Origin of the sequence: Roseobacter sp., assembly GCF_039970775.1 — a bacterium.
Taxonomy (GTDB): Bacteria; Pseudomonadota; Alphaproteobacteria; order Rhodobacterales; family Rhodobacteraceae; genus Roseobacter.
The window spans coordinates 87,438-109,048 of the sequence record NZ_JBDVLG010000019.1 but is presented as its reverse complement, the minus strand read 5'-3'; the positions used below and the strand labels follow the sequence as shown (position 1 = coordinate 109,048).

General features: G+C 54.6%; 24 protein-coding genes. 4 read left to right on the top strand and 20 right to left on the bottom strand.

The genetic code is table 11. From position 1 onward, the window contains the following. The first annotated feature begins 50 nt into the window (after positions 1-50). Positions 51-1,091, top strand: coding sequence for an aromatic ring-hydroxylating dioxygenase subunit alpha (locus tag ABJH13_RS03895; RefSeq protein ID WP_348404909.1), 1,041 nt, complete (start codon positions 51-53; stop codon positions 1,089-1,091). A gap of 126 nt (positions 1,092-1,217) precedes the next feature. Here ABJH13_RS03895 and ABJH13_RS03890 read toward each other — a convergent pair whose 3' ends face one another. The 13 genes from ABJH13_RS03890 to ABJH13_RS03830 all read right to left on the bottom strand — a co-directional run bounded on the left by ABJH13_RS03890 (position 1,218) and on the right by ABJH13_RS03830 (position 13,817). Further along, positions 1,218-1,880, bottom strand: a complete 663-nt coding sequence (locus ABJH13_RS03890) for a methyltransferase domain-containing protein (RefSeq protein WP_348404908.1) — start codon at positions 1,878-1,880, stop codon at positions 1,218-1,220. Between the two features lie 10 nt (positions 1,881-1,890). Next, positions 1,891-2,907, bottom strand: coding sequence for a phosphotransferase (locus ABJH13_RS03885; protein ID WP_348404907.1), 1,017 nt, complete (start codon positions 2,905-2,907; stop codon positions 1,891-1,893). After that, a complete protein-coding gene (locus ABJH13_RS03880) occupies positions 2,904-3,500 on the bottom strand; it encodes a hypothetical protein (protein WP_348404906.1) in 597 nt (198 codons plus the stop codon). The genes ABJH13_RS03885 and ABJH13_RS03880 overlap by 4 nt, the downstream gene beginning before the upstream one ends. 13 nt (positions 3,501-3,513) lie before the next feature. Next, positions 3,514-4,554: a zinc-binding dehydrogenase gene (locus ABJH13_RS03875; RefSeq protein WP_348404905.1), complete on the bottom strand. Its 1,041-nt coding sequence runs from the start codon at positions 4,552-4,554 to the stop codon at positions 3,514-3,516. Beyond that, entirely contained in the window at positions 4,551-5,489 is a 939-nt protein-coding gene (locus tag ABJH13_RS03870) for a transketolase C-terminal domain-containing protein (RefSeq protein WP_348404904.1), read from the bottom strand. The genes ABJH13_RS03875 and ABJH13_RS03870 overlap by 4 nt, the downstream gene beginning before the upstream one ends. Beyond that, a complete protein-coding gene (locus ABJH13_RS03865; RefSeq protein WP_348404941.1) occupies positions 5,486-6,319 on the bottom strand; it encodes a transketolase in 834 nt (277 codons plus the stop codon). The genes ABJH13_RS03870 and ABJH13_RS03865 overlap by 4 nt, the downstream gene beginning before the upstream one ends. A gap of 32 nt (positions 6,320-6,351) precedes the next feature. After that, positions 6,352-7,350, bottom strand: coding sequence for a GDP-mannose 4,6-dehydratase (locus ABJH13_RS03860; protein ID WP_348404903.1), 999 nt, complete (start codon positions 7,348-7,350; stop codon positions 6,352-6,354). 40 nt (positions 7,351-7,390) lie between these two features. Next, positions 7,391-8,329 carry an SDR family oxidoreductase gene (locus tag ABJH13_RS03855; protein ID WP_348404902.1) on the bottom strand — a complete coding sequence of 313 codons (939 nt, stop codon included), beginning with the start codon at positions 8,327-8,329 and terminating at the stop codon, positions 7,391-7,393. 124 nt (positions 8,330-8,453) lie between these two features. Continuing rightward, positions 8,454-9,248, bottom strand: a complete 795-nt coding sequence (locus ABJH13_RS03850; protein ID WP_348404901.1) for an ABC transporter ATP-binding protein — start codon at positions 9,246-9,248, stop codon at positions 8,454-8,456. 10 nt (positions 9,249-9,258) lie between these two features. Continuing rightward, entirely contained in the window at positions 9,259-10,107 is an 849-nt protein-coding gene (locus ABJH13_RS03845; RefSeq protein ID WP_348404900.1) for an ABC transporter permease, read from the bottom strand. 196 nt (positions 10,108-10,303) lie between these two features. Next, positions 10,304-11,020 carry an O-antigen ligase family protein gene (locus ABJH13_RS03840; RefSeq protein ID WP_348404899.1) on the bottom strand — a complete coding sequence of 239 codons (717 nt, stop codon included), beginning with the start codon at positions 11,018-11,020 and terminating at the stop codon, positions 10,304-10,306. Between the two features lie 606 nt (positions 11,021-11,626). After that, positions 11,627-12,907: a class I SAM-dependent methyltransferase gene (locus ABJH13_RS03835; protein WP_348404898.1), complete on the bottom strand. Its 1,281-nt coding sequence runs from the start codon at positions 12,905-12,907 to the stop codon at positions 11,627-11,629. 34 nt (positions 12,908-12,941) lie between these two features. After that, entirely contained in the window at positions 12,942-13,817 is an 876-nt protein-coding gene (locus ABJH13_RS03830; protein ID WP_348404897.1) for a sugar nucleotide-binding protein, read from the bottom strand. Positions 13,818-14,584: 767 nt separating this feature from the next. Here ABJH13_RS03830 and ABJH13_RS03825 point away from each other — a divergent pair. Further along, entirely contained in the window at positions 14,585-14,899 is a 315-nt protein-coding gene (locus ABJH13_RS03825; protein WP_348404896.1) for a hypothetical protein, read from the top strand. A gap of 360 nt (positions 14,900-15,259) precedes the next feature. On the opposite strand, the gene ABJH13_RS03820 is transcribed toward ABJH13_RS03825, so the two are convergent. The 7 genes from ABJH13_RS03820 to ABJH13_RS03790 all read right to left on the bottom strand — a co-directional run bounded on the left by ABJH13_RS03820 (position 15,260) and on the right by ABJH13_RS03790 (position 20,043). Next, positions 15,260-16,210: an ADP-ribosylglycohydrolase family protein gene (locus ABJH13_RS03820; protein ID WP_348404895.1), complete on the bottom strand. Its 951-nt coding sequence runs from the start codon at positions 16,208-16,210 to the stop codon at positions 15,260-15,262. 28 nt (positions 16,211-16,238) lie between these two features. Next, positions 16,239-16,811 carry a TetR/AcrR family transcriptional regulator gene (locus ABJH13_RS03815; RefSeq protein ID WP_348404894.1) on the bottom strand — a complete coding sequence of 191 codons (573 nt, stop codon included), beginning with the start codon at positions 16,809-16,811 and terminating at the stop codon, positions 16,239-16,241. Between the two features lie 9 nt (positions 16,812-16,820). Then, positions 16,821-17,873, bottom strand: coding sequence for an NAD(P)/FAD-dependent oxidoreductase (locus ABJH13_RS03810; protein ID WP_348404893.1), 1,053 nt, complete (start codon positions 17,871-17,873; stop codon positions 16,821-16,823). A gap of 3 nt (positions 17,874-17,876) precedes the next feature. Next, positions 17,877-18,560, bottom strand: a complete 684-nt coding sequence (locus ABJH13_RS03805; protein ID WP_348404892.1) for an SDR family NAD(P)-dependent oxidoreductase — start codon at positions 18,558-18,560, stop codon at positions 17,877-17,879. Next, entirely contained in the window at positions 18,560-19,228 is a 669-nt protein-coding gene (locus ABJH13_RS03800) for a cupin domain-containing protein (protein WP_348404891.1), read from the bottom strand. Before ABJH13_RS03800 ends, ABJH13_RS03805 begins: the two co-directional genes overlap by 1 nt. Before the next feature lie 106 nt (positions 19,229-19,334). Next, positions 19,335-19,874, bottom strand: a complete 540-nt coding sequence (locus ABJH13_RS03795) for a pyridoxamine 5'-phosphate oxidase family protein (RefSeq protein ID WP_348404890.1) — start codon at positions 19,872-19,874, stop codon at positions 19,335-19,337. Continuing rightward, positions 19,864-20,043 (bottom strand): hypothetical protein, encoded by a 180-nt coding sequence (locus ABJH13_RS03790; protein WP_348404889.1) that lies wholly within the window; start codon positions 20,041-20,043, stop codon positions 19,864-19,866. The genes ABJH13_RS03795 and ABJH13_RS03790 overlap by 11 nt, the downstream gene beginning before the upstream one ends. Positions 20,044-20,194: 151 nt before the next feature. Between ABJH13_RS03790 and ABJH13_RS03785 the strand changes: the two genes are divergently transcribed. Together ABJH13_RS03785 and ABJH13_RS03780 are read left to right on the top strand one after the other, a co-directional pair. Next, complete coding sequence (locus tag ABJH13_RS03785) at positions 20,195-20,845, top strand: glutathione S-transferase (RefSeq protein ID WP_348404888.1); 651 nt, start codon at positions 20,195-20,197, stop codon at positions 20,843-20,845. Continuing rightward, a complete protein-coding gene (locus tag ABJH13_RS03780; protein WP_348404887.1) occupies positions 20,842-21,480 on the top strand; it encodes an MSMEG_1061 family FMN-dependent PPOX-type flavoprotein in 639 nt (212 codons plus the stop codon). Before ABJH13_RS03785 ends, ABJH13_RS03780 begins: the two co-directional genes overlap by 4 nt. Positions 21,481-21,611 lie beyond the last annotated feature (131 nt).

The following is a 21,611-nucleotide window of genomic DNA, read 5'->3' as shown; positions in this document are numbered from 1 at the left end:
ACCCCCTGCGCCCTAGTTTGCGGATATTAATCACCCCCTTGGAGAGGCGAATGTTTTTACGCAATTGTTGGTATGTCGCCGGATGGAGCAGAGATTTCGACCGTTCGTTAAAGGCATTAAAACTGCTGGGTGAAAACGTGGTCTTTTATCGTCAAACAGACGGGTCCGCAGTGGCCTTAGAAGACGCCTGCCCACACCGCAAATTACCATTATCGATGGGGCAGATCGAAGGCGATAACGTCGTGTGCGGCTATCATGGCCTTACATTTGATTGTACTGGAAACTGCACTGACTCGCCAACCCAACGCGGCATGACCCCACGCCGCGCAGTCGTAAAATCCTACCCCGTCGTTGATCGGTATCGTTTGCTATGGATCTGGATGGGTGACCCCAAAGATGCCAACCCAGACGACATTTTTGAGATTGAAAATTACGAAAACCCGGCATGGGGCTATACCGATGGTGGTGTGATGTCGATTGCGTGTAATTACCTTTATGTCTGCGATAATCTGTTGGATCCGAGCCATGTTGCATGGGTGCATGTGACATCGTTTGGTGGGGGCGGCACGGATGATGCGCCTTTGAAAATGGATAAAACTGACCGCGGTGTAATCGTGTCGCGCTGGATCAGTGGCCAGGCGCCATCGCCCTATTACAAGGACTTGGTGAAATTCGAAGGCAACTGTGATCGCAAGCAGCACTATGAATTAATTGTGCCTTCAGTTGCCTTGAATAAGTCGATTTACACGCCCGTTGGCACAGGTGGCGAAGGCGCGCCGATGGTCGATAAAACCTACATCAACATCTCGTATAACTTCATGACGCCCGTAGATGAAAACAACACGCAATATATCTGGTTTCAACATCGCAACACCGACCCGAATGATGCCGCCATTTCAAAGAAGATGAACGATGGTGCGATTATGGCCTTCAATGAAGATAAAGAGGTTCTCGAAGCGGTACATATCAATATGGCAGAAATGGTTACACCCAATATTGACCTCGGGCTTGACCTTGGCGCCAAAGCGTTCCGCATGAAATTGAAAAAAATGATAGATGCGGAACAAATTAAGACACCTAAACCCGCATAATCGTACGCGACAATTACCTAGAGAACCGCAGCGGCGGCAGTGGTACCTTCGTATGTAACGCCGGCCCCGCCGCGCCCTTTGACGTGGCGGCGCGTTAGAGTCAAACCACGGCGCAATTACTCGGTGTTATTCGAAGAAGATAAATTCATGATCTCCGACGTACCCGGCTTGGTCAAATACAAATTGCCACTCTTGCGGCGTGTAAAAGGCCCGACAGGTCAATTGCCAATACATCAGGTTTACTTTTTCCCGCTCATTTCTATACCCTTCCACGCAAAGGTACTTTGATCCGCGGCTTACACGTTCTATTTCTTTGAGAGCTGCATTCAGATCAAAATTATATAGGTTATGCAGTGTATTAATCGAAATCACCAAATCAAAATAACCGTCATCGAACGGTAGATTTGCCGCGTCGGAAACCTGCACAAAGGGCTTCACGGTGTCCATTGTATGCTCGATTGCATAGTGTGATACATCGATACCTGCAACTTCTACGCCGGGGCACGCCTCAAGAAAGTCATGCAGCAAAAAGCCCTTGCCCGATCCAACATCTAAGATCCGCATACCTGGTTTAATACCGTAAATATCAACCATTGCATCCGCAACTTTACGCCAACGTCCATCATAGTTGTAACCGCCGTATCCGGTCTGGCGGCTACCGTCCCAATAATCGTAGTCAAATTGCACGGCCAGCTCTGCGACCTCTGCTTTGTCGCGTTCCGTCACCCGCGCAAGATAGTCGCGCGTAGTTGATTTGTGGATCAGGCTCACGAAGTCGCGATAGGCCATTTTAGTCTCCTTATAGGTCTAGTTCGGTCAATTTTTGACGCGCTTTGGTCAGCTGCGCCGCACAACGGGCCGCGTAATCTAGGGGTCGGGAAAATGCCCGTCGCGCCGCACCCACTGGCAAGAATTCATTCAACATGATGCAGACCCATTTAATCTGGTATACATCTCGCAACAAATGAGCACGGCTGGGGAATTGCGCGCCCTGCCCTATCGCAAGACGGCTTACGCAAGCATCAAATTCGGATTGAGGTGTGGGTACTTCTGGCACTGCAAAAAAGTCACAAAGCAACTTGGCAGGGTCGTCCTGCCCCGCATATTCGAAATCCACAAACCCAAGGGTATCGCCTGACACAAGGATGTTGTGAAATCCAAAATCCGACGGCGACAGAATGCGTTCTGACATGGGTAGAACTTTATCAAGTGCGCCTACATCTTCACACGTAACCGCCTTTTTTAGCGTATCCGAAACTGCCTGCCATTTCGGGGTCAGGTCATTGTGAACAAACTGCGCGGCCTCCTGTGCATGCGGCACCTTTGGGTTCAGCGTTAGCAATCGCGCCACGCGGCGCGCGACCGTTTCGAGATGCTCTGCGAGCGAAAAACACGCCTCTGATGCAGGTGGGAAATCCGCAGGATCTACATGGCGGTTCAAAGAAATGATAAACGTCATTGCTGCCGCCACATCACGCGGCGTAACCAGTCCCGGTTCGCGTTTTGTGCCAGGCAATTCGGTGTAAAGGGCAGCGCCTGCAGTGGTATCACAGGCCAGAGGCCGCGGCGCGCCAGGGATGTTTTGCGCGTCGGCAAAGCTCAGAAACCGCCATTCTGCGCCAAAACGGTCGCGCGGGTCTCGAGCATCGCGAAAATACAGTTTGAGGATCGCGCTACCGCCATCCGCTTGTTCTACCCGCATGACTTTGTTGTTTTTACCGCCGCTCAGTGGCCGCAAGTTGATGTGCTTGGGTCGCCCTGCCTGCGCCAACAGATCATCGACACGCGCGGCCAAATCTGCGTCAACACGGGTCACGCCCGACCCAGTATCAAACCGGTCAGATCGTCCCAGCTTTCGCAGCTTTGCTGCGTTGGGTAGGATGCGTTGGGATCGAACAAAACCCCGCGCGCCTTGGTCGGGAACCCCGGAAACACCAATATTTCGGGTAGATCATCGACGAATACATCGCATCCACGGTCACCGATCAACGCTATCTTAGCCTCCTTGGTTTCGGCAAAAAACACATCATCCTCGGGGATGCGGCCTTCACCGACCAACGCGTTATGAGTTAAAAAACCACGTGCCGCCTCATGCATATCATAGGCTGGACCGCGCAAAGGTACCCGTGTTTTATGGCTAATAACACAAAGCTCATGCCCCAGCGCGCGGGCGCGATCCAGAAATGCACCTACCCCGGGATAGGGCGACACAAGATCCATCCGTGCACCGTAAACCCACCCCTGAAGTTCGGTGAACGTGTCTTTTTGACCCGCGCCATTCAGGTAGTCACGCACGGCGTTTTTCGTGGTCCCGATATCGGGTGGGATCAAATCGCGCGCACAGGCTGCCGCATGGAAAACACCGTCATAGCAAGCAATCGTGTTGTCAAAATCAAGCCCAATACGCACTGGTTTATCTTCCTCAGCCCGCAGACATATCAATCAATGGCCGTCCGATACGGCCTTCGGCCAGATCGGTTAGCGCGGTGTTGATGTCATCCAACTTGTAAGTGTGCGATAGTAGATCCCGCACCGGGAACCGCCCAGAGCCAATCAATTTGGCAAAGCGGGGGTAATCCCGGTCAGGCACACTATCGCCGCCCCATGTCCCCATCAGGCTTTTGCCTTGGTTGAAAAGCGCGGGATCCAACGCCAGTTCTGCCCCTGCGCGCGCATTGCCGATAACAACCGCGCGACCGCCTTGCATGCGGGTGCACCGCAATGCTTGTTCCATGACTTCGGGGCGGCCCGAAGCCTCGGCGGCGCGATCAACGCCTTGCGGTACGATAGCCGCAATAGCGGCCAACACGTCGCCCTCTGTTGGGTCAACGGTATGCGTCGCGCCGTAGGTCACTGCCAACGCCCGGCGTGTTGGGCTGGGGTCGATTGCGATCACCGGGTCGGCACCGCTAAAGGCCGCAGCCATGACAGCGTTAAGCCCGACGCCACCCGTCCCAAACACCGCAACGGAATCACCCGGCCGCGCGTTTAAAACATTAAAGACCGCCCCCATGCCTGTAGGCGCCGCACAGCCCAACAGCACGGCCACATCCATCGGCAGCCCCTCGGGCACCAACGTCAATCGGTTTTCCGACACAACTGCGTGTTGTTGAAAGGTAGTGACCCCGCCGGCATTTACCTTGCGCCCGTCCCAATCATAAACGCTGCCGCCTGCTTCAAGGCCCGACCCTTTGATCCAGGACAACACAACCTTATCGCCTGGCTTGACCTTGGTGATCGCGGATCCGGTCTCGATCACCGTTCCGGTGCCTTCATGGCCCAGACAATGCGGCACCCATTTGTCTTCGCCTTTGTCACCACGCCATTCCATAATTTGCGTGCCACATGCGCCAGAATACGCGATTTCCACAAGAACCTGACCCGGCTTCAACGGCGGTGTTTCGATCTCAACAACTTCGAGCGGTTGTCCCGTTTGGACAAGAAGTGCAGCGCGTGTTTTCATGGGTGGTCCCTTCGGGCGAGTTTATCTTGCACGCGCTGCGCGATCTGCACACCGGTTAGGCCAAGCTGGTCGCGGGCGTACTCTTGTTCGCCTGCCTGTTTGTAAAACCGATCCGGCGTTCCAATACGCAAAAAACGACCGGGTGCCGTTTCTGTATCAATCAACCATTCCGCGACGGCGGATCCCAGCCCACCAATCACTGAATGTTCTTCGAGGGTTGCGACCAAATCAAAACCGGCAAAAGCCTTTTTAAGATAGGCGTCGTCCAGTGGCTTGACCGTATGAAAGCTAACCACCGCAGTAGACCGACCCGCAGCAGTCAGCCTTTCGGCGGCATCCATCGCTTCGGGCAACATATTGCCCGTCGACAATAAACACACCTCAGACCCATCGCGAACCGGTAGAGCCTTGCCGATCTCAAACCCGGTGGGCACGTCGCTGTGCACCGTCGGCTCACCCTTTTTGCCCATCCGAATGTAGCATGGTCCATCGTGGGCCAATGCGGCGCGCAAGGCTGCGCGTACTTCCCACGCATCACCCGGGCAAATGACCGTCATCCCCGGAAGCGTGCGCAAAAATGCGATATCTTCGCAGGCATGGTGGCTTGGGCCAAGCCCCGCATAGGCCAGCCCCGCACCAACCGAAACGATGATCACAGGGACATCATGATAACACACATCTGTTCTGATCTGTTCGAGGCAGCGTGTGGTGACAAAAGGGGTGATCGTATACGCAATCGGGCGCATGCCGCTCATGGCAAGCCCGGCCGCCACGCCCATCATGTTTTGTTCGGCGACACCGCAATTAAAGAACCGGTCCCCGTTGGCAGCCTTGAATTTGTCAAACAACCGGTTCCCGATATCACCCGACAGCATCACCACACGCGGATCTTCACCGCCAAGTTTCGTCAGTTCGTCCGCAAACGCATTTCTCATGTCAGGCCAAGCTCCCTATGCGCAATCGCGACTTCATCAGGGGTTGGTGCCCGGTAGTGCCAATTGTTGTCGTCTTCCATGAATGACACGCCTTTGCCCTTGACGGTATGGGCAATCAGCGCCTTTGGTCTACCTTCCCCAAAGGGAACCTCTGCCATTTTCGCGGCCAGTTCGGCAACATCATGTCCGTCTACCTCTTCGGCGTCCCATCCAAAGGCCTCCCACTTTTCGCGAAGTGGTGACAGCGCAAGTGTTTCGTTGGACCGTCCAGTCGCCTGCCATTTGTTATAGTCAACAATAACGCACAAATTGCCCAGCTTTTTACCTGCTGCAAACATCGCCGCCTCCCAGACGGAACCTTCATTATTCTCGCCATCAGACAACAGTGCAAACACTCGATAGTTTTGCCCCTGAAGCCGCCCCGACAGCGCCATTCCCGCACCAATAGGCAACCCGTGTCCCAGCGACCCTGTCGCCGCTTCGACGCCCGGTAACAAGTTGGCGGGGGGGTGTTCGGCCAGCCGGCTGCCATCTTTGCAAAACGTCTTCAGTTCATCCTCAGGGAAAAACCCACGAAAGGCCAGTGATGCATAGAGCGCAGCGGCAGCATGACCTTTGGACAACACAAACCGGTCACGTTCTGGCGCCTTGGGGGCCTGCGGGTCGATCTTGAGCGCATGCCAATACGCCGCCGCAAGAACATCACAGGCCGACAAGCACGATGCCAGATGTGCCGCCCGCGCCGCGCCGCTCATCTCAACGACCTTACCGCGCAAGCGCGCCGCCGCCTGCCGAAGCGCTGTTTCGTCTAGGGGCCCGGCCCCGTTCACATTTTCCAAGTTTTGCGCTCCTTTAAATACGGTTATTCGCGGTGCACATATGTCTGTGGCAAGTCCGGAACCGCATCGGCAAATCGATCTGCCCATGTGATGACCTCATCGATCCCTTGCACAAGGTCAATCTTGTCGCGCCAACCCAGTTGCGTCCGCAGTTTACTGCTGTCGAGCGTATAGGCTTCGTCTTTTCCGGGACGGTCAGGGCCGATATCTACACAAGCGTCAAAGTCTTTGCCCAAACGGGTCAGGATCGTTTCCACCAAAGACCGGATCGAGACCATCTCGTACCCCGAAATGTGATAGGTTTCACCATGCGCCGCGCCGCGTGCGATCCGCAACGTCGCGTCGCTGACATCTGTCATATGTATAAAGACCCGAACGGATTTACCGCCGCCATCAAGGCGCAGCTTTTGCCCACCCATAGCCGCCAAGATCGTCCGCGGGATGATCCGGTAAAGTTGCTGGCCCGGCCCGTACACATTTGCCGCGCGTGTGGATACCGCCGGAAAACCATGGGTTTCAACATAGGTGCGCAGGCTCATATCACCGGCGGCACGCGAAACAGCATAGGGCGTAGAGGGGTTAAACGGCGCGTCTTCACGCACCCAGCCTTGCGTCGAGCCATAGACCTCCGGGGTGGTCACATGCACATATCGTTCCAACCCGTCATATCGGCGCAAACAGTCGTGCAACCGCACCGTCGAGACTACGTTTGTCATCATCCAATGGTCCGGATAGTCCCAGCTTTCGCCAACCATACTTTGGGCCGCGAAATTGACGACATGGGTAATCTTTTCACGCCGCAGCAGCGCCGCAAGGGCATCGAGGTCTTTGTTGATATCTATCCGTTCAAACCGCACACCGCCCGCGCGGTTTTCCCATTTGTACGGTAGCATTGCATCATGCGGTTCGTCGGATCTAGAGGTTGCGATAACATCCAAACCTTGACCGGCAAGGTAGTCACAAAACGTTGCCCCCGAAAACGAGTTTGATCCAAGCACAAGGAACCGTTCAGAAACTGTCATTTCATCCGCCCGTTAGGTTGGTTTGGCGTTGTGGGCGTTATCATTTCGCATACCCTTGCTGCATCCAGTTGAGGTTGTGAAAGCGGTCGTCGTTTTTCAAAACACCTTGACGATACATCCCGATGATCTCTTTGACGGCGTCTTCGACGGTTTTCTTCGGCGCAAACCCCGTTGCAAGAAGCCGATCAGAATTTACGCGGTACGACCGTGGGTCATTCGAAGGCGTCACGATCACCTCTGCGTCAACATGTTTTTGAACCAGCTTGGCAATATCGATGATGGATATGTTTTCAAAACCCGCGTTGTAAACACCAGTGTGTTCGGGGTTATCCAGCAGGAACATGTAAAGGTCAGTGATATCATCGATATGAATATTGGGTCGGATTTGATCGCCGCCAAACACCGTAATGCGACCATTTTCAATCGCCTGCATCGTCAACAGATTCACTGATACATCAAGCCTCATACGCGGGGAAAACCCACAAACCGTTGCGGGACGCACCATTTGCACAACCATGTCATTTGCGTATGACATCAAAATACGCTCGGCGCACATCTTGGTTTTATTGTATTCGGAAATTGGCACAAGATCGAGATCTTCAGTGACCTGCTCTTCATCCTTAATGCCGTAGACGCTACCGGAAGAAGCATAGATAAACCGCTTAATCCCGAGCCGTTTGGCACGGTCGGCCAATTGCATCGTCGCAAGGCAGGAAATTTCCCAAGTGAGTTTGGGATCCAGATCACCACAGGGGTCATTGGCAACACTTGAAAGATGTATGATAGCGTCAACGCCATCCAAAGGCACATCGTCGATGTTGCGGACGTCGCCCTTTACGACCTCAAGCGCCGGATGTGGTTCAAGGTCATTTCCGAACCATTGAATGTCAAACCCAACAACAGAATGCCCCGCGCGCAGCAGTTTAGGGACGAGAACGTTGCCCTTGTAGCCACATGCCCCAGTAACTAAAATATGCATCAGATCTCCAAGTCATCCACTACGTGTATCGCGACGGTATATTCACCACTTAGGATGGAAAAGCCATTTGTTAACGATATAGTCAAGGCACGACAGCTATAAATCTGGCGAATATGGCCTTCGGTTAAGGCGCGGCCATTTCGGGTTCAGCGTCATAGGCGGCAATTACCTCGTCAGGGGTACCGTCCATCCGGATCATTCCTTGATCGAGCCATATGACGCGGTTACAGGTTTTCCTAATGATATCAGCATTGTGTGACGCGATAAACAGGATTCCAGTCTCGCCTACCAACCGCTGCAACCGGTTTTGCGCCTTTTCAACGAAGGTGCTATCGCCCACCCCGATCCATTCATCCATCAACAGAACATCAGGGACAAAAGCCGTCGATATCGCAAACCCAAGGCGCATGACCATCCCGCTGGAATAGGTGCGCACGGGCATTTCAAGGAAATCACCTAGTTCGGTAACCTCGGCGATTTTGGCGATTTTGTCGGCCATGCCGCGGTCAGATTGCCCCAAAAGAAGACACCGAATGCGGATATTTTCATAGCCAGAGGCCTCGATATCGAGACCAAGATTGATATCGATTAGTGAGGCCACTTTTCCGCGAACGGTCACCGTGCCTTGTTCTGGCTCATAAACACCGGCGATCGCGCGCAAAAGCGTGGATTTACCCGAGCCGTTGCGCCCAACAAGCCCGATCCGATCCCCGTGCTCGGCGCTGAGATCAATGCCTTGCAACCCATTTACAATGAGCCTTTCGCTCGCATTCAGCGCAATCCGGTTTCCCGAGCCCGCCTTAACCAAGGACCGTTTTAAAGACCGCCCGTGCGAAGAATAAATCGGAAAAACGACATTCACATTTCTGAGGAAAACTCCCGCCTGAGATGCATTATCTGTCGGCGTTGATATACTCATGTCCGCCCCATCACAGCCAATACGCGACACGCGCCCGCGTCACTTGAAAAAACCGAAAGGCAAAGAGAGAGCCTGCTATCGAAAGCCCAATAACGACAACAAAATCAGTTAGGTCAGGCGCATTGCCCTGCAACGGTGACCGGAGAATTTCGAGAAGATACGCGACCGGGTTATAATCAACGACAAAAGACAAGCTATCGGGCAGGCTATCTCGTTTATACATAACTGGGGATACAAAAAACAACATTTGCACAACGTTTGATACAATGGGTGGCACGTCCCTAAACCGCGTGCAGAGGGTGGCGATTACAAATGAAATCCATAAAATATTGAGGATGAAAAATATCAAACCCGGGATCAGGTACAAAATATTCACTGTCAATAATTTGGGCTGCCATGCATAGACGGCGATCATAACGGCGACGTTGTGGCCCGCGATGATCAAGTTACGATAGCACACCCTGAGGATATGCAAAGAGAGCGGGCGCCCGCCGTCTTTGATGATACCTTCTGCATCGATGAACGCCGCTGTCGCGTCATTGATGCTCGATGAAAAGTAGAACCAGACAATAAACCCGGTCGCGATGTGGGGTAGAAATACGGCCGTCTCGATACGAAACAACCCGGCGTAAATCACGCCAAGTGCGACGACCAAAATACCCATGCTGATTGTGATCCAGAATGGGCCGATGAACGCGCGGCGATATCGTTGCTGGATATCCTGCCATCCCATGGCCGTCCACAATCGCCAGTGGCCAAAGCCTTCCTTCAAGTCTTCTAGGGCGCGGTGCGCACTACGCCTATCGCTCCCGTATACGCGGACACGTTTGGGTTGATCCGTCTGAATATCTGCGGTCAAGAAAATGCCTCGTGGACTAAGATGGTCAAATGTCATGCGCATACAGGGTACTAACACCGAAAGTCGGCGTAATGGAGGATCTTGCAAGGCGTTTATCACTCAAATCTAATGACGAGGCAAGCGCCCTCGGCAGTCGGAAGCCTTGCCTCAAGGAACAGTCCATTCCAAATGGACCCCGTTCAATCGCATTCAGCATTCAGTACATTTTCCCCGACCAATCCGCTTCGATCAAAAGGAGGACCGTGACATAGGATAAACCCAATGAAAACGCTGATATATCGACAAACAATACGTTGTTGACCGCGGCCATTCCTGTAAACGCAGCGGTGGCAAGGAGCCCGATTTCAATCTTGCGCCGCCGCCCCCCCCCTCGGTGCTGCGCCGCGGCAACCAACGGGACAACCAAGAGGGCGATCAGCAACAACACTGCTGGTATCCCGCCAGCCACGGCGTGTGTCAGGAATTCGTTATGAAGGTGCGAATAACGTGATCGAAATTCATCCGGTAGGTAAGGAACTGCGGCATCAAAGCGATGTTGCGCGCCATACCCCAAGAATGGCGCCGCTTTATATGCCTGCCACCCCGCTGAGAGCATCGCCATGCGTTCGTTCAACGGTGACATTAAAATAGGTGCTGACGCAGGTTGTTCAGTCTGGTTGCTATGGTTTTGAGCCGCGCTCATTTGATCGGGGGCAGCGAGCAGTGACACCACACGCGCTTCACGATCGGCATTTAGAACCAGCGGCGACAGGCCGGCGACGCAGGCCCCCACAAGGGCCGCGGCCTGCAGCATACGCCGCACCGCTGGGATATCGGACGTCAGCACAAAGCAAAGGCGGATAACGACTAGACCAAGCAGCACCAAAAGTGGGCCGCGCGTTTCGACAACCACCGCCAATGTGACGACAGCCACTGCAAGGCCTATCCAACCTGCACAGGTTTGAAAAAGTGATCGATGCTGAAAAGTGCATAGCATAGCCGGGATCAACAGCAGCGGCGCAATATTAAGAGGGTTTCCCAGTAACAATTCAGGCCGTGGGATCCCCGTTACCACGTGCTCGATAAGGCACGCCGTGCAGACCAGCACAAGGACCCAAGGCATCCACGCCTGAAGCCGCGCGATATCGACCCACCTGCCCCCACGCAAGGTGACAGTCGCAAGCCCTACGGTAATCAAAAGCGTTGCCGCGTCTCCGGTTGGCTCCCCTGCCGTCTCAGGTGCAATACTGTATGATCGCACCGCGATATACGCAAAATAAACCGCACAAAGCGCAGTAAACCATTTCAGAGCAGGCCGCAGGGCGCCGCCACGGTTCCGGCAGATCAGCAGAAAAATCACAAAAAATGGGGCCGTCAAGTTCCCAAGTAGAGGTAACAGCGCCCAAAATCGCAAGACAACGCCCTCTGCCCGGTTCGCGTATCGACCAATCATTTCGGCGCTCTTTTCCATCATACTCAACCGCACTCGTATCTCACGATAGATTCCGTAGGGATCCCGTTGCCATGGATGTACGCATACTTAGGCGTTTACCGCGTTCAACGCCACATCACCTGACGCTGCGACCACCCGTGTTTGCGGACATAGCACAACAAACCGGCCACCTCGCTCAAGGTATTCGCGATTTGTCTCAATGATTTTCTCTGCGTGAACCCATGCGAGGATCACACAGTAATCCGGCATCTCTTTGGTCAAATCTGCAGTGGGGCGAATAGGCACCCCGTCACCCGAGGAGCACAGGCCCACTTTTTGCGGATGGTCGTCGACGATAAATTCGATCATGTCGCGCAGACCAAACTGTGCCATAAGTGTGGGCCCGCTGCGGGCTGCGCCAAAGGCTGCAATCCGCTTCCCGTCCGCTTTCCACTGGGCGGCAAGTGCTGCGGTGCTGTCGCGCAATGCCCGGACATCTGCCCCAAAGGCATTGAGTGTCGTCACCTGATCAAGCGCCCTTGCGTCTTCCAAAGCGATAGTTTCATGCACCGACGCCTCAACTGGGCGTCCCGCGCCTTTCCGCTGTACCGTCCCGATCATAGATCCGTGCTGGATACGCGCGCGGTCAATTGCGATCAGTTCGAGCCCGTGACGATCGAGGAAAGACGCTAACGGCTTGACCGAATGATGGCTCATGTGCTCGTGGAAAATGGTCGCGATCAACACGCCGTCGATGATATCCAGAAGGTACTGCGCCTCAAAAAAGAACAACCCGTCAGGGCCCAGCATTTCATGTACGCAATCGACCATTTCGCCCAGATCATCTGCATGAGCAAACACGTTGAACGCGCACACCACCTGCGCAGGCCCGTGTTCCTTACGGATGCGCTGCGCGAGATTCGCCGTCATGAAGGTGTCAAATGTCGGAATGCCATCTGCATTGGCTTTGGCGGCAACATCCTTGGCAGGATCGACCCCTAAAACCCGGCACCCGCGTTCTTTGAACGGCTTCAACAGTGACCCATCGTTGCTGCCGATATCCACAACCAAGGCATCTTGGGGCAGGTCAACGCGTGCAGCAATGCGTTGTGACACCGTTGCAAAGTGTTCTGGCATCCCTTTCGCGTCACCCGAATAATACGTGTAACTGTCCCACAGCACATCTGACGCAATCACATCAAGCTGCTGAACGTGACCGCAGGTCGCGCACATATAGACATCCACCGGAAACCGTTCGGCCGCCTGCGCCGCGTTTGGGTCGGCCATATAGCCTTCGGACAGAGGGATCGGTTCGAGGGCCACAACCTGTGTTACTTCGGAGGAATTACAAAGGCGGCAGGTTTTTCGAAGGTAGTGTGTAGGCGACATCGGGACCTCGTAGGTGCAGCGTGGCAGTTATCGGTTAGTCAAAGAGATGGCGCAACACGTCATCAAGTGGCTGTGGGGTCAACCCCGACACTACGGTCGTTCGCGACATGCCGAGGCCACTGTAGGTAGGTTTGAACGCAATATGAACACCTTTGGCCGTGGCGGTTGTGGGGTGCAACAAGTTTTGGTCTGCACCCAATTTATCCGCAACGGCTTGTGCAAATGCAACATAGGAAACATTCTCGGCGCCAGACAGGTGCAACGAACCAGACACCCGTTGTCGGGCAAGATCTGCCAAGGCCTGACCGACAAAAACAGCCGACATCGGCGCAAAGATCAAATCTTCAAACGGTTCAATTGGCTGACCTGCCTGCAGGGCTTTTATCCACGATGGCAAAGGTGATGTGTCTGCCGTCAGGATTTTGGTTAAACGGGTGATCGCCAATCTGTCTTGCGCACCCAGCCGCGCGGCGGCGGCCAAGATGGCATCTTCGCCTTCGGATTTTTGCTGCGCATATGCGATCCCAGGGGCGTGCGGGTCTTCTTCGGCCGGCCAGGGCCGTTCACCGCCAAACACCGAATTGGTCGAGACAAACAACACATGCAGCCCCCGTTCTAACAAGGCCGCGACGGTCCGCGGCACTCGTTCCACGTTGATGACCCGTGCCATAGGATCACTTTCGCAGAAATCATAATTGGTGGCAGCGGCGATCACCAGCGCCGTCCCAACACTCGCCGGGACGCTGAAGTCTTCGGGGGTCTCAAAGTCCAAAAACACTCGTTCATCGCTGACTGTGTCTCGCCTCCGTGTGGTCTCGAACACGGTGGCACCGCCATCTTTGAGCGCCCGCACAACGTGCCCGCCGACGAGGCTGTCGCCCCCAACAACCAGATATCCTGACTTATCCATGACCGCATTGCTCCCGCTTTGGTTGATTTATGTCCCATCATGCGTTTGCTGGTTTGTCAATTGGCAGGGTGCACGCGTTTTCTTGGAAACCTCGATCCGACTAACGACTGCGCATCTGACGTTGGGCCGAAGGCACGCAAGGCTTGCAAGATCAAAACAACCCATGTGAGCTAATGCAACAGCCATAATTATAATACCGCTAGATCTGGCCTATGTTCTGGCCACTAAATTTTTAGCGCTTAATGTGCAGATGTGCCTCCATACCTCAAAGGGCGATCAAGATGAGCAAGACACAATATAGTCGCTACCTGCGTCGGCCTTCTGGCGCAGTGGCGTCATAGAGGCCGGGTTGTTTGGTTTATCAGAACTATAGCCATCCACGTGGGTTTTGCCGGAAGGTGCTGCGTGCTCCACGTATGGGTCGTGTCTTGCACAACATATCAGCAGGGCGCTGGTCTCTATATCAGCAGGGCGCTGGTCTCTCGAAAAATGAGTTGGGTCAATGTCGAAATGGCACCTGGTCGAACGCCCACAGCTCTGGCTTTGAAATATAACTACGGCGTTTTTTTCAGCGCGCACAGGGAATATCTATACTGCTGCTGAGTTGGGCGAAATTGGCAGCTGAACTTGACCCAATCGAAGCGATAGAGTTTTGAACAGATGAGGATAGGCGCGTATATGATACGGTGCGGTTCCGAATAGAACCCTATGGATGCCAGGACGACGCGGCGGCACGACGAACCTTGGAATCTACAAGGCATGCATTTTTGAAGCCGGTTCAGAACGCCGATGTTTTTGTTCTTACTTTGGTCTTGACCGAAGGCTGGGTAAATCAAAAATCTGGCCAGAGTTATGCACTTTGCCCCGTAATGGTAATTGGCGACTTTAACGAACAGGATGCTCTGGCGTTTACATCAAATGTGTTTCTGCGCGATTATGTGTTCGAGTTTCGCAAAAAGCACTTTTTCACAGCAAGGGAAATGGCCGCAGCGGGCCCATTTATGATTGTTCCACCACCGATTATATTCGATAGGATAATCTACATGGCATTTAGAATATATATTTTCCAGTCGTTTGATTGAGAAAGGCGGCACTGTATTTGATCCCATGGCCAAATTGGTCGAGGCTGGTCATATACTGGCAGATGAATTTGTTGCGCATGACGGGCAACATGCGAATGCAAAATACGGCTAAACCGTAGTGAGATTGTTACTAAAAGAACACCCACTACAGCCATTGGCTTAGGCTACGGAGCCAGAGGTGCATTGCGCAAACTGGGCCGCGACAGCCCTACACAGTTAAAATATAGGGCCTGCTCAATGCGACCAGAACGGGCCCTATATTCTAGATTGGTGAACGGCTGGATAGTATGCGGCGTTGGGGAAAGATCCTAGCATTTTGCCGACATCGCATTTGAAAACCACATTTGTGATACTCTCAATCTATTCAGAACCAAGCGTTTGGCATTCTTGCCAAATTTCCGCCCCATCCTGCAGCTGCAACACCCACGACAGCGGCACGCCGGTTGGCGTGGCCACCCCATGTACCCGCGCCATAATGGCGCCGATCATGATGGAGCGCCCGGCCGTATCGCCCGCCGCGAGGATGTTGCGTTCCACCGCTTCTTGATAGGATTTGCTGCGCGCGAGGATGTGAAACATCACCGGGGCAGCGGCTGGCAGGTTACACGCCCGGCCCATGAGCCCGTTGAGGCCCGCAAACACAACGCTGTCGTCTTCGGCCGCGTTCAATGCATTCAAAAGGTCCGCTTTTATCGCACCCGGCGCGGCATTCGCAGCCAGTTCAAGCGCCGATGTCAGGGTTTCGCCGTTCATGATGCGTGTGCAAACATCGGCAAAAACAGCGTTAAACGCTGCCGCTTCGGCGTTGATGTTGGTCACTTCCATGGACGTTTTGATCATATCGGCCAAATTTTCGTGACCATTATATGCGACAAGGATCGCCGGAAGGCAGGTCAGTGCTGGGGTTTGGTTGTCGTCGATCCCCGAGGGGGATTTTCCGGCTGCGATGTTGTCCAATGCGCCACGGGTTGGGCGGTCCATGAACCCATTGTAGGCGCCCCCTGCACCGAAAAAGTTAGCAAAATCTGATTGATACGCGTCGACATCGAACGCGCCACCGTTGGCGTTCATGGATTGGACCGTTAGGCGCAGCACTTCGCCGATTTGAGTGAACATGCCGTTGTGCCGGTCTTTGTGAGCAAAGGTTTTAACGCCCTCGTAGTTGCGTGCATCAACTGGCGTAAACGCGCACTGCCCATTTTGGCGCGCGGTGACTTCGGCGACCCGGTCCACGTTGTAGATCCAATGCAGGCCAAGGCAGGCCGCATCCGCGACGAGTGCACCAAGAAGAAGATCAGCATTATGTGTCATAGGACGTCTTTCATAAAAGGGGGCATGTTCAGTGCGAAATACGCATCACCAAAAGCGCAATTGCGTTGTCAAACAATGCGGGTTGTTCTTCGGCGCGAGCAGCGAGTTGCGCGCCTTCTAGCAGGGACAATGCAGAGGCGGCTTCTAGTTCGGGGTTTGTGACGCCGGAGATCGACCCGTCATCGCGCCCTCTTTCGAACGCGCCAGTCATCCAATCCATCACCATCACGCGAAACAGGCGCAGCTGTTCCACCACGTCGGGGGGCAGGCTGTCGCGACTGGCGGAAAACGATGTGCAAAGGCACAGGCGCCTGCCGCCATCACTGCCCAGTTTATATTGATTGATGAGCCCTGCCAATTGCGCGCCGCCCGTCTCGAACGAGGTTTCAAGTTGGACGCAGATGGCTTGAAACGTCTCGTGGTAGCGCTGCATCAATGCGACCGACAGTTTTGCCTTGGACGGAAAATGATGGTGGATGCTCGCTTTTCGAATGCCAACATCTTCGGCCAAGTCTGCGTAACTAAAGCCGTCAAACCCCAGCGTGCGCGCCGCGTTTTCGGCAGAGTTCAATAGGGCGGTTTTTGTGTCAATTGTTGCCATCACAGTCACCTATTCTAAAGTAATCAATGTATCTAATATGTTTTCAGCAGCTTCCAAAGCCCCTTCGAGATACCCGCCAAATTGGGGCGCGACCTCTGTGCCCGAAAAATGCAAATGTGGTCCCCAAACATGCATCAAACTGGGCGGCATCCCATATGTTGGGTGCGCATAAAGCGGTGCTTGGTCGGCGTCCGTTGAAGTGTAGGGATCAAAAGCCCAATCTTTGATATAAAGCTGCGTGGGTGCGCCTGCCTTTGCACCAAACAGGCGGGTCAATTGGTCGGTCAGGTGGCGGCGCAATGTGGGTTCGTCTGCGCGCGCCTTGGGCGGGACCCCGATAAAACCAAACAACGCATAAGGCCCCCCATCGGCAGGCGACGCATCGTGAATTTCAACCATCGGGCCAAACCGGCTTTGGGCATCGCCGGATAGGCCGTCTTCGCGCCAAAAGGGCGTATCATAGACCGCAACGGCCTTGGCCTGCCCGGCCATCCAAGTTGGTACGTTTTGCATGGTTGTCAGCGCCGTTTGGGGCAGCGGTGGGTCAAAAGCAATGTTGGCCGCGACGCGGGGCGGCATGCATAAAACAGCCTGTTCGGCTTCAACGGTGTCACCGGTGCTAAGGGTGGCGATAACGCCGTGGTCTGTGCGGGTTAGGTCGGTGACAGCCGCATTTAGCCGTTTGCGGTCTGCGGGCAGACGGTCCGCAAGGGCCTGTATCATCGCGCCGAGCCCGCCTTTTAACCGCCACGACCCTTCCATCGATGAAAACCCACGGCCACGCTGCACCTGACCACGTTCATCTTCATATGCCAGATCCCCGGTGGCAAATTGGTCAAATTTTTCGAGGTTCAGTTTGGCAAGTAGGGCCGCAATACGGGGCTGACCCGGCCAAAACCAAGCTGGCCCCATATCAAAATACCCATCCTCGTGGCGTTCGGTTTTGATACGGCCACCGAACCGTGCGCGGGCCTCGAGCAGAATATAGCTTTTGCCTTGCGCCTCTAGGGCATCAGCAAGGGCGAGGCCCGAGAGGCCCCCGCCAATGATAAGCGTTGTCATCGTCTAGAACCCTTCTGACGCGGGCCGTAGGTCCAACTCGTGCGTCCAGGTTGATTTGGGTTGATGGACCAGCTGCCAATAGGCTTCGGCTATATCCGCCGGTTTCATCATTTTTGCGGGGTCTAAACTATGAAGATCTCGGGATCGGTCGGTGTCGATGATCCCGTCCAGAATAGCGTGGCAGACATGCACGCCTTGGGATTGGTATTCACGGGCCATCGATTGCGTCAATCCCCGCAGGGCGAATTTGGCGCTTGCGAAAGCCGCAAATTTAGCGCCCCCGCGCAGGGATGCCGTCGCCCCCGACACGATAAACGCACCCCCACCTGCGGTGGTCATAGGGCCGAGGGTTGCTTGCCCCAGTAAAAACGCAGTTTGCACCATAGACGTCCAGCTGCGCGTAAAATCGTCAAGCGTTGTGTCCCCTAAAGGGGCTATGACGAGTTCGGCGGTGTTGTGGATGACGATTTTGGGCGCGCCATGGGTTTTGATGATCTGCGCCAGTTTGCCTTGCACTGCGGTTTCATCCGCCAGATCAAGTGTATGGAATTCACCGACGGGGGCAGACGGGGCCGTGCGACCAAGACCCACAACCGCGAAACCGCCCTGTTCGAACCGGTGCAACAGGGACTGGCCGAGGCCTGCCCCTGCGCCGGCAACAATTGCCAAAGGCTTTTGGTGCGCCATCAGACAGCCGGTGGCTTTGCGTGGACCAAATGGCCGGTTTTGATCCAGACCTTGGCACCGTTTTCGCCTGCGGTCGCGGACAAGGGCTGACCTTCGGGCAGACGCAGCCATGCGCCTTTGCCAAGGGTGTCGTCACCTTCGGTCACTGAGCCGCCAATCACCAACATCTCAATCCCGCCCGCGTCTGATTTATTCAGCGTGGCGCCCGCGTCAAGGTGGCTGTAACTGACGACCTCGAATGTATCCCGGTGCAGTTCAGCCGTGGCGACGCCGTCGACGGCGGTGCCCAGTTCATCTGCCATGGTTTTGCGGAACTGGGTGCGGTCATCTGGGTCGAACTGCCACAGTTTAACAAAGATCGTACAGCCTTCGTCAGACCCCGGTGTGTGCGACGTGGTCGGCGGGTTGCGCACGTAGGTGCCTGTTGGAAAATCGCCGTGTTCGTCTTGGAACACACCGTCCAGCACGATGAATTCTTCGCCGCCCGTGTGGGTGTGCGCCGAAAATTTGCTATCGGGTGCATACCGCACGATTGTCGTAGCGCGAGCAACCTCGCCCCCTATCCGATCCAGCATGCGACGGTCCACACCCGGCATCGGTGAGGCGTGCCATTCGAGTTGATCCGAATGAACAACAACACGCGTTTTAAAATCAGCATTAAGTTCCATTGGTCGTATCCTTTATGGTGCAATCTGGGCTGCGCTCAGCATCGCGTCGTAGCGCATCCCTATCAGTAGGTAGGCGGACTGTCAATGCGTTTCGTTGAGAGGTCATTTAAAGGTTAACGTCTGGGTTTCGGTCGGAATACGCATCGAAGGTATACCGGATTGGCAAGGCCCCTTCGGCGCGCGTGACCCTTTGCACTGTTATACGCAGGCCGCGCCCCATCAATGGCACGTCGCCATTGTTGAGGTCTTCGACAAGCTCGGCGGTTCCCTTGATGTTCAGCAACGTGCCGGTTTCAAAATCAACGAATTGCAGGCCAACGCGGTTGTCCGTCAGGATGTTGCCGTATGTGTTGTAAAAGCTGTTCCCTTTATAGTCTGGGAACTGAAGCGTCCGATCGTCCAGCACGGTCACAAAACCCGGCATTCCGCCGCGGTGGTTGATATCGACGCCCGCGCGGGGATCCTCCCCCAATTGCGCTGCGCGCGACGCGATCAGCAACGTATCGGCCTTGGCGATCTGATCTTTGTCAGCGCAACTTAGGGTGGTTGATGTGACGGGCGCTTTGGGCGCTGACGGCCCCGATGGGGTTTTGTGCCGAACCTGAATGTACTTGGGGCAGTTCCCATAGCTTTGATCAACATGCATCGACCGCCCCAATGTGAACCGTTTCGAGAGCCTCAATGAACGTGCGGTGCTGATCTGGCATATGGTCGCGGATCATGCGCAGGCCCAATTGATGCAGCCGGTCTTCGATATCCAGTTTTTGGTGCAGGCTTCGTTCGCCTTCATGAAAAACGCCAATAGGGTCTGGCATAACGTATGTCCTTTTCGGGATTTACAATGTGGCAACCTTCTAATAGGTAGATGCCGAATGAAATGTCAATCAGACGGTGGGCTCTCCCGCACTGACCTCGCGTATTGCTGAGGTGTCGGGACCCCAAACACGCATAAGGAACGCCCTGCTCATGAAATTTTACGACAGTATTGGCTTGCCAAACCCCGACCGCGTCCGGATCGCACTTGCGGAAAAAGGCGCTCTGGATCAGGTCGAAATCATTCACGTGAACCTGTGGGAAGGCGAGCACCGCACCGCAGCATTTAAAGCGAAAAACCCCAGCGTGACTGTGCCCTTGCTTGAGCTTGATAACGGTGTTGCGATTTCAGAAACCACCGCGATTACCGAATATATCGACCACGCGTTTGAGGGCATCACACTGACCGGAACGGGCCCGCAAGACCGCGCGGTGGTGCACATGATGCAACGGCGCGGCGAGCAAAAGATCGTTGATGCGATTGGCACCTACTTTCATCACGCCACGCCTGGGTTCGGACCCGAAATTGAGCTGAACCAAAACAAAACCTGGGGCGAGGCACACCGGCAAAAGACATTGGATGGTATGGCCTATTTTGACGCGGTTTTGCGCGACCAGCCCTATGTCGCAGGGGCCGCGTATTCTATGGCGGATATCACGGTTTTCACTGGGCTTAACTTTTCTGAAACGTACCCCAAAGTAATGGTACCGTCGGAGTTGACTGCATTGGCAGAGTGGCGGCAGCGCATTGCCGCGCGCGCGGCCTGTGCATTCGTGCCAGAGACATTAAAGGGCCGTGCATGACCGATCCGATCCGCGACGAGTATCTGATAAAGGACATCCCAGAATTTCGGGACCGTTACGGCGACACGACGCACACGATCTATGATAAATCGGCCTCTTTTCTAAGTGACCCGATGCAAAAATTTGTGCGGTTGTCGCCATTTTGCGTAGTGTCGTCGCAGGATGCCGAAGGGCATTCGGACATCACGCCCCGTGGCGACCCCGCCGGTTTTGTTGAGATCGTCACACCTACTCTTTTGCTGATACCAGATCGCCCTGGAAACCAGCGGTTTGACACCTTTCGCAATATTCTGTCACACCCACCGGTGTCGGTTTTGTTCATGATACCTGGTGTGCTTGATACCTTACGGGTCAACGGACGCGGCCTTGCAACCCGCGATCCTGATCTTTTGGAACGCTGCGCCATTAAGGGCCGTGTGCCGCCTGTTGGGCTGCTTATTCAGATCGAAGAGGCATATGCGCATTGTTCCAAAGCGATACGGCGCTCTGGAATATGGGATCCAGACACTCAGATCGATCGCAGGCGCGCGCCCAGCCTAAGTGACATGATGTCAGCACACCAAACCTATGCCCAAGAGGTACTGGACGATATGGACAGGCGTATTGATCGCGATATCCAGAAAAACATGTACTAGGGTCGTTGCGCAGTTTTTCATCTGCGGCACAAGGTGGCATTCCAACCCGACAAGGGTTCGTTTTCGAGGGTACCGTTGCGTCGTCGGCTGGGGCATGGCCCGCTGGTGGCAATCATCAAACGAGGCCCCGC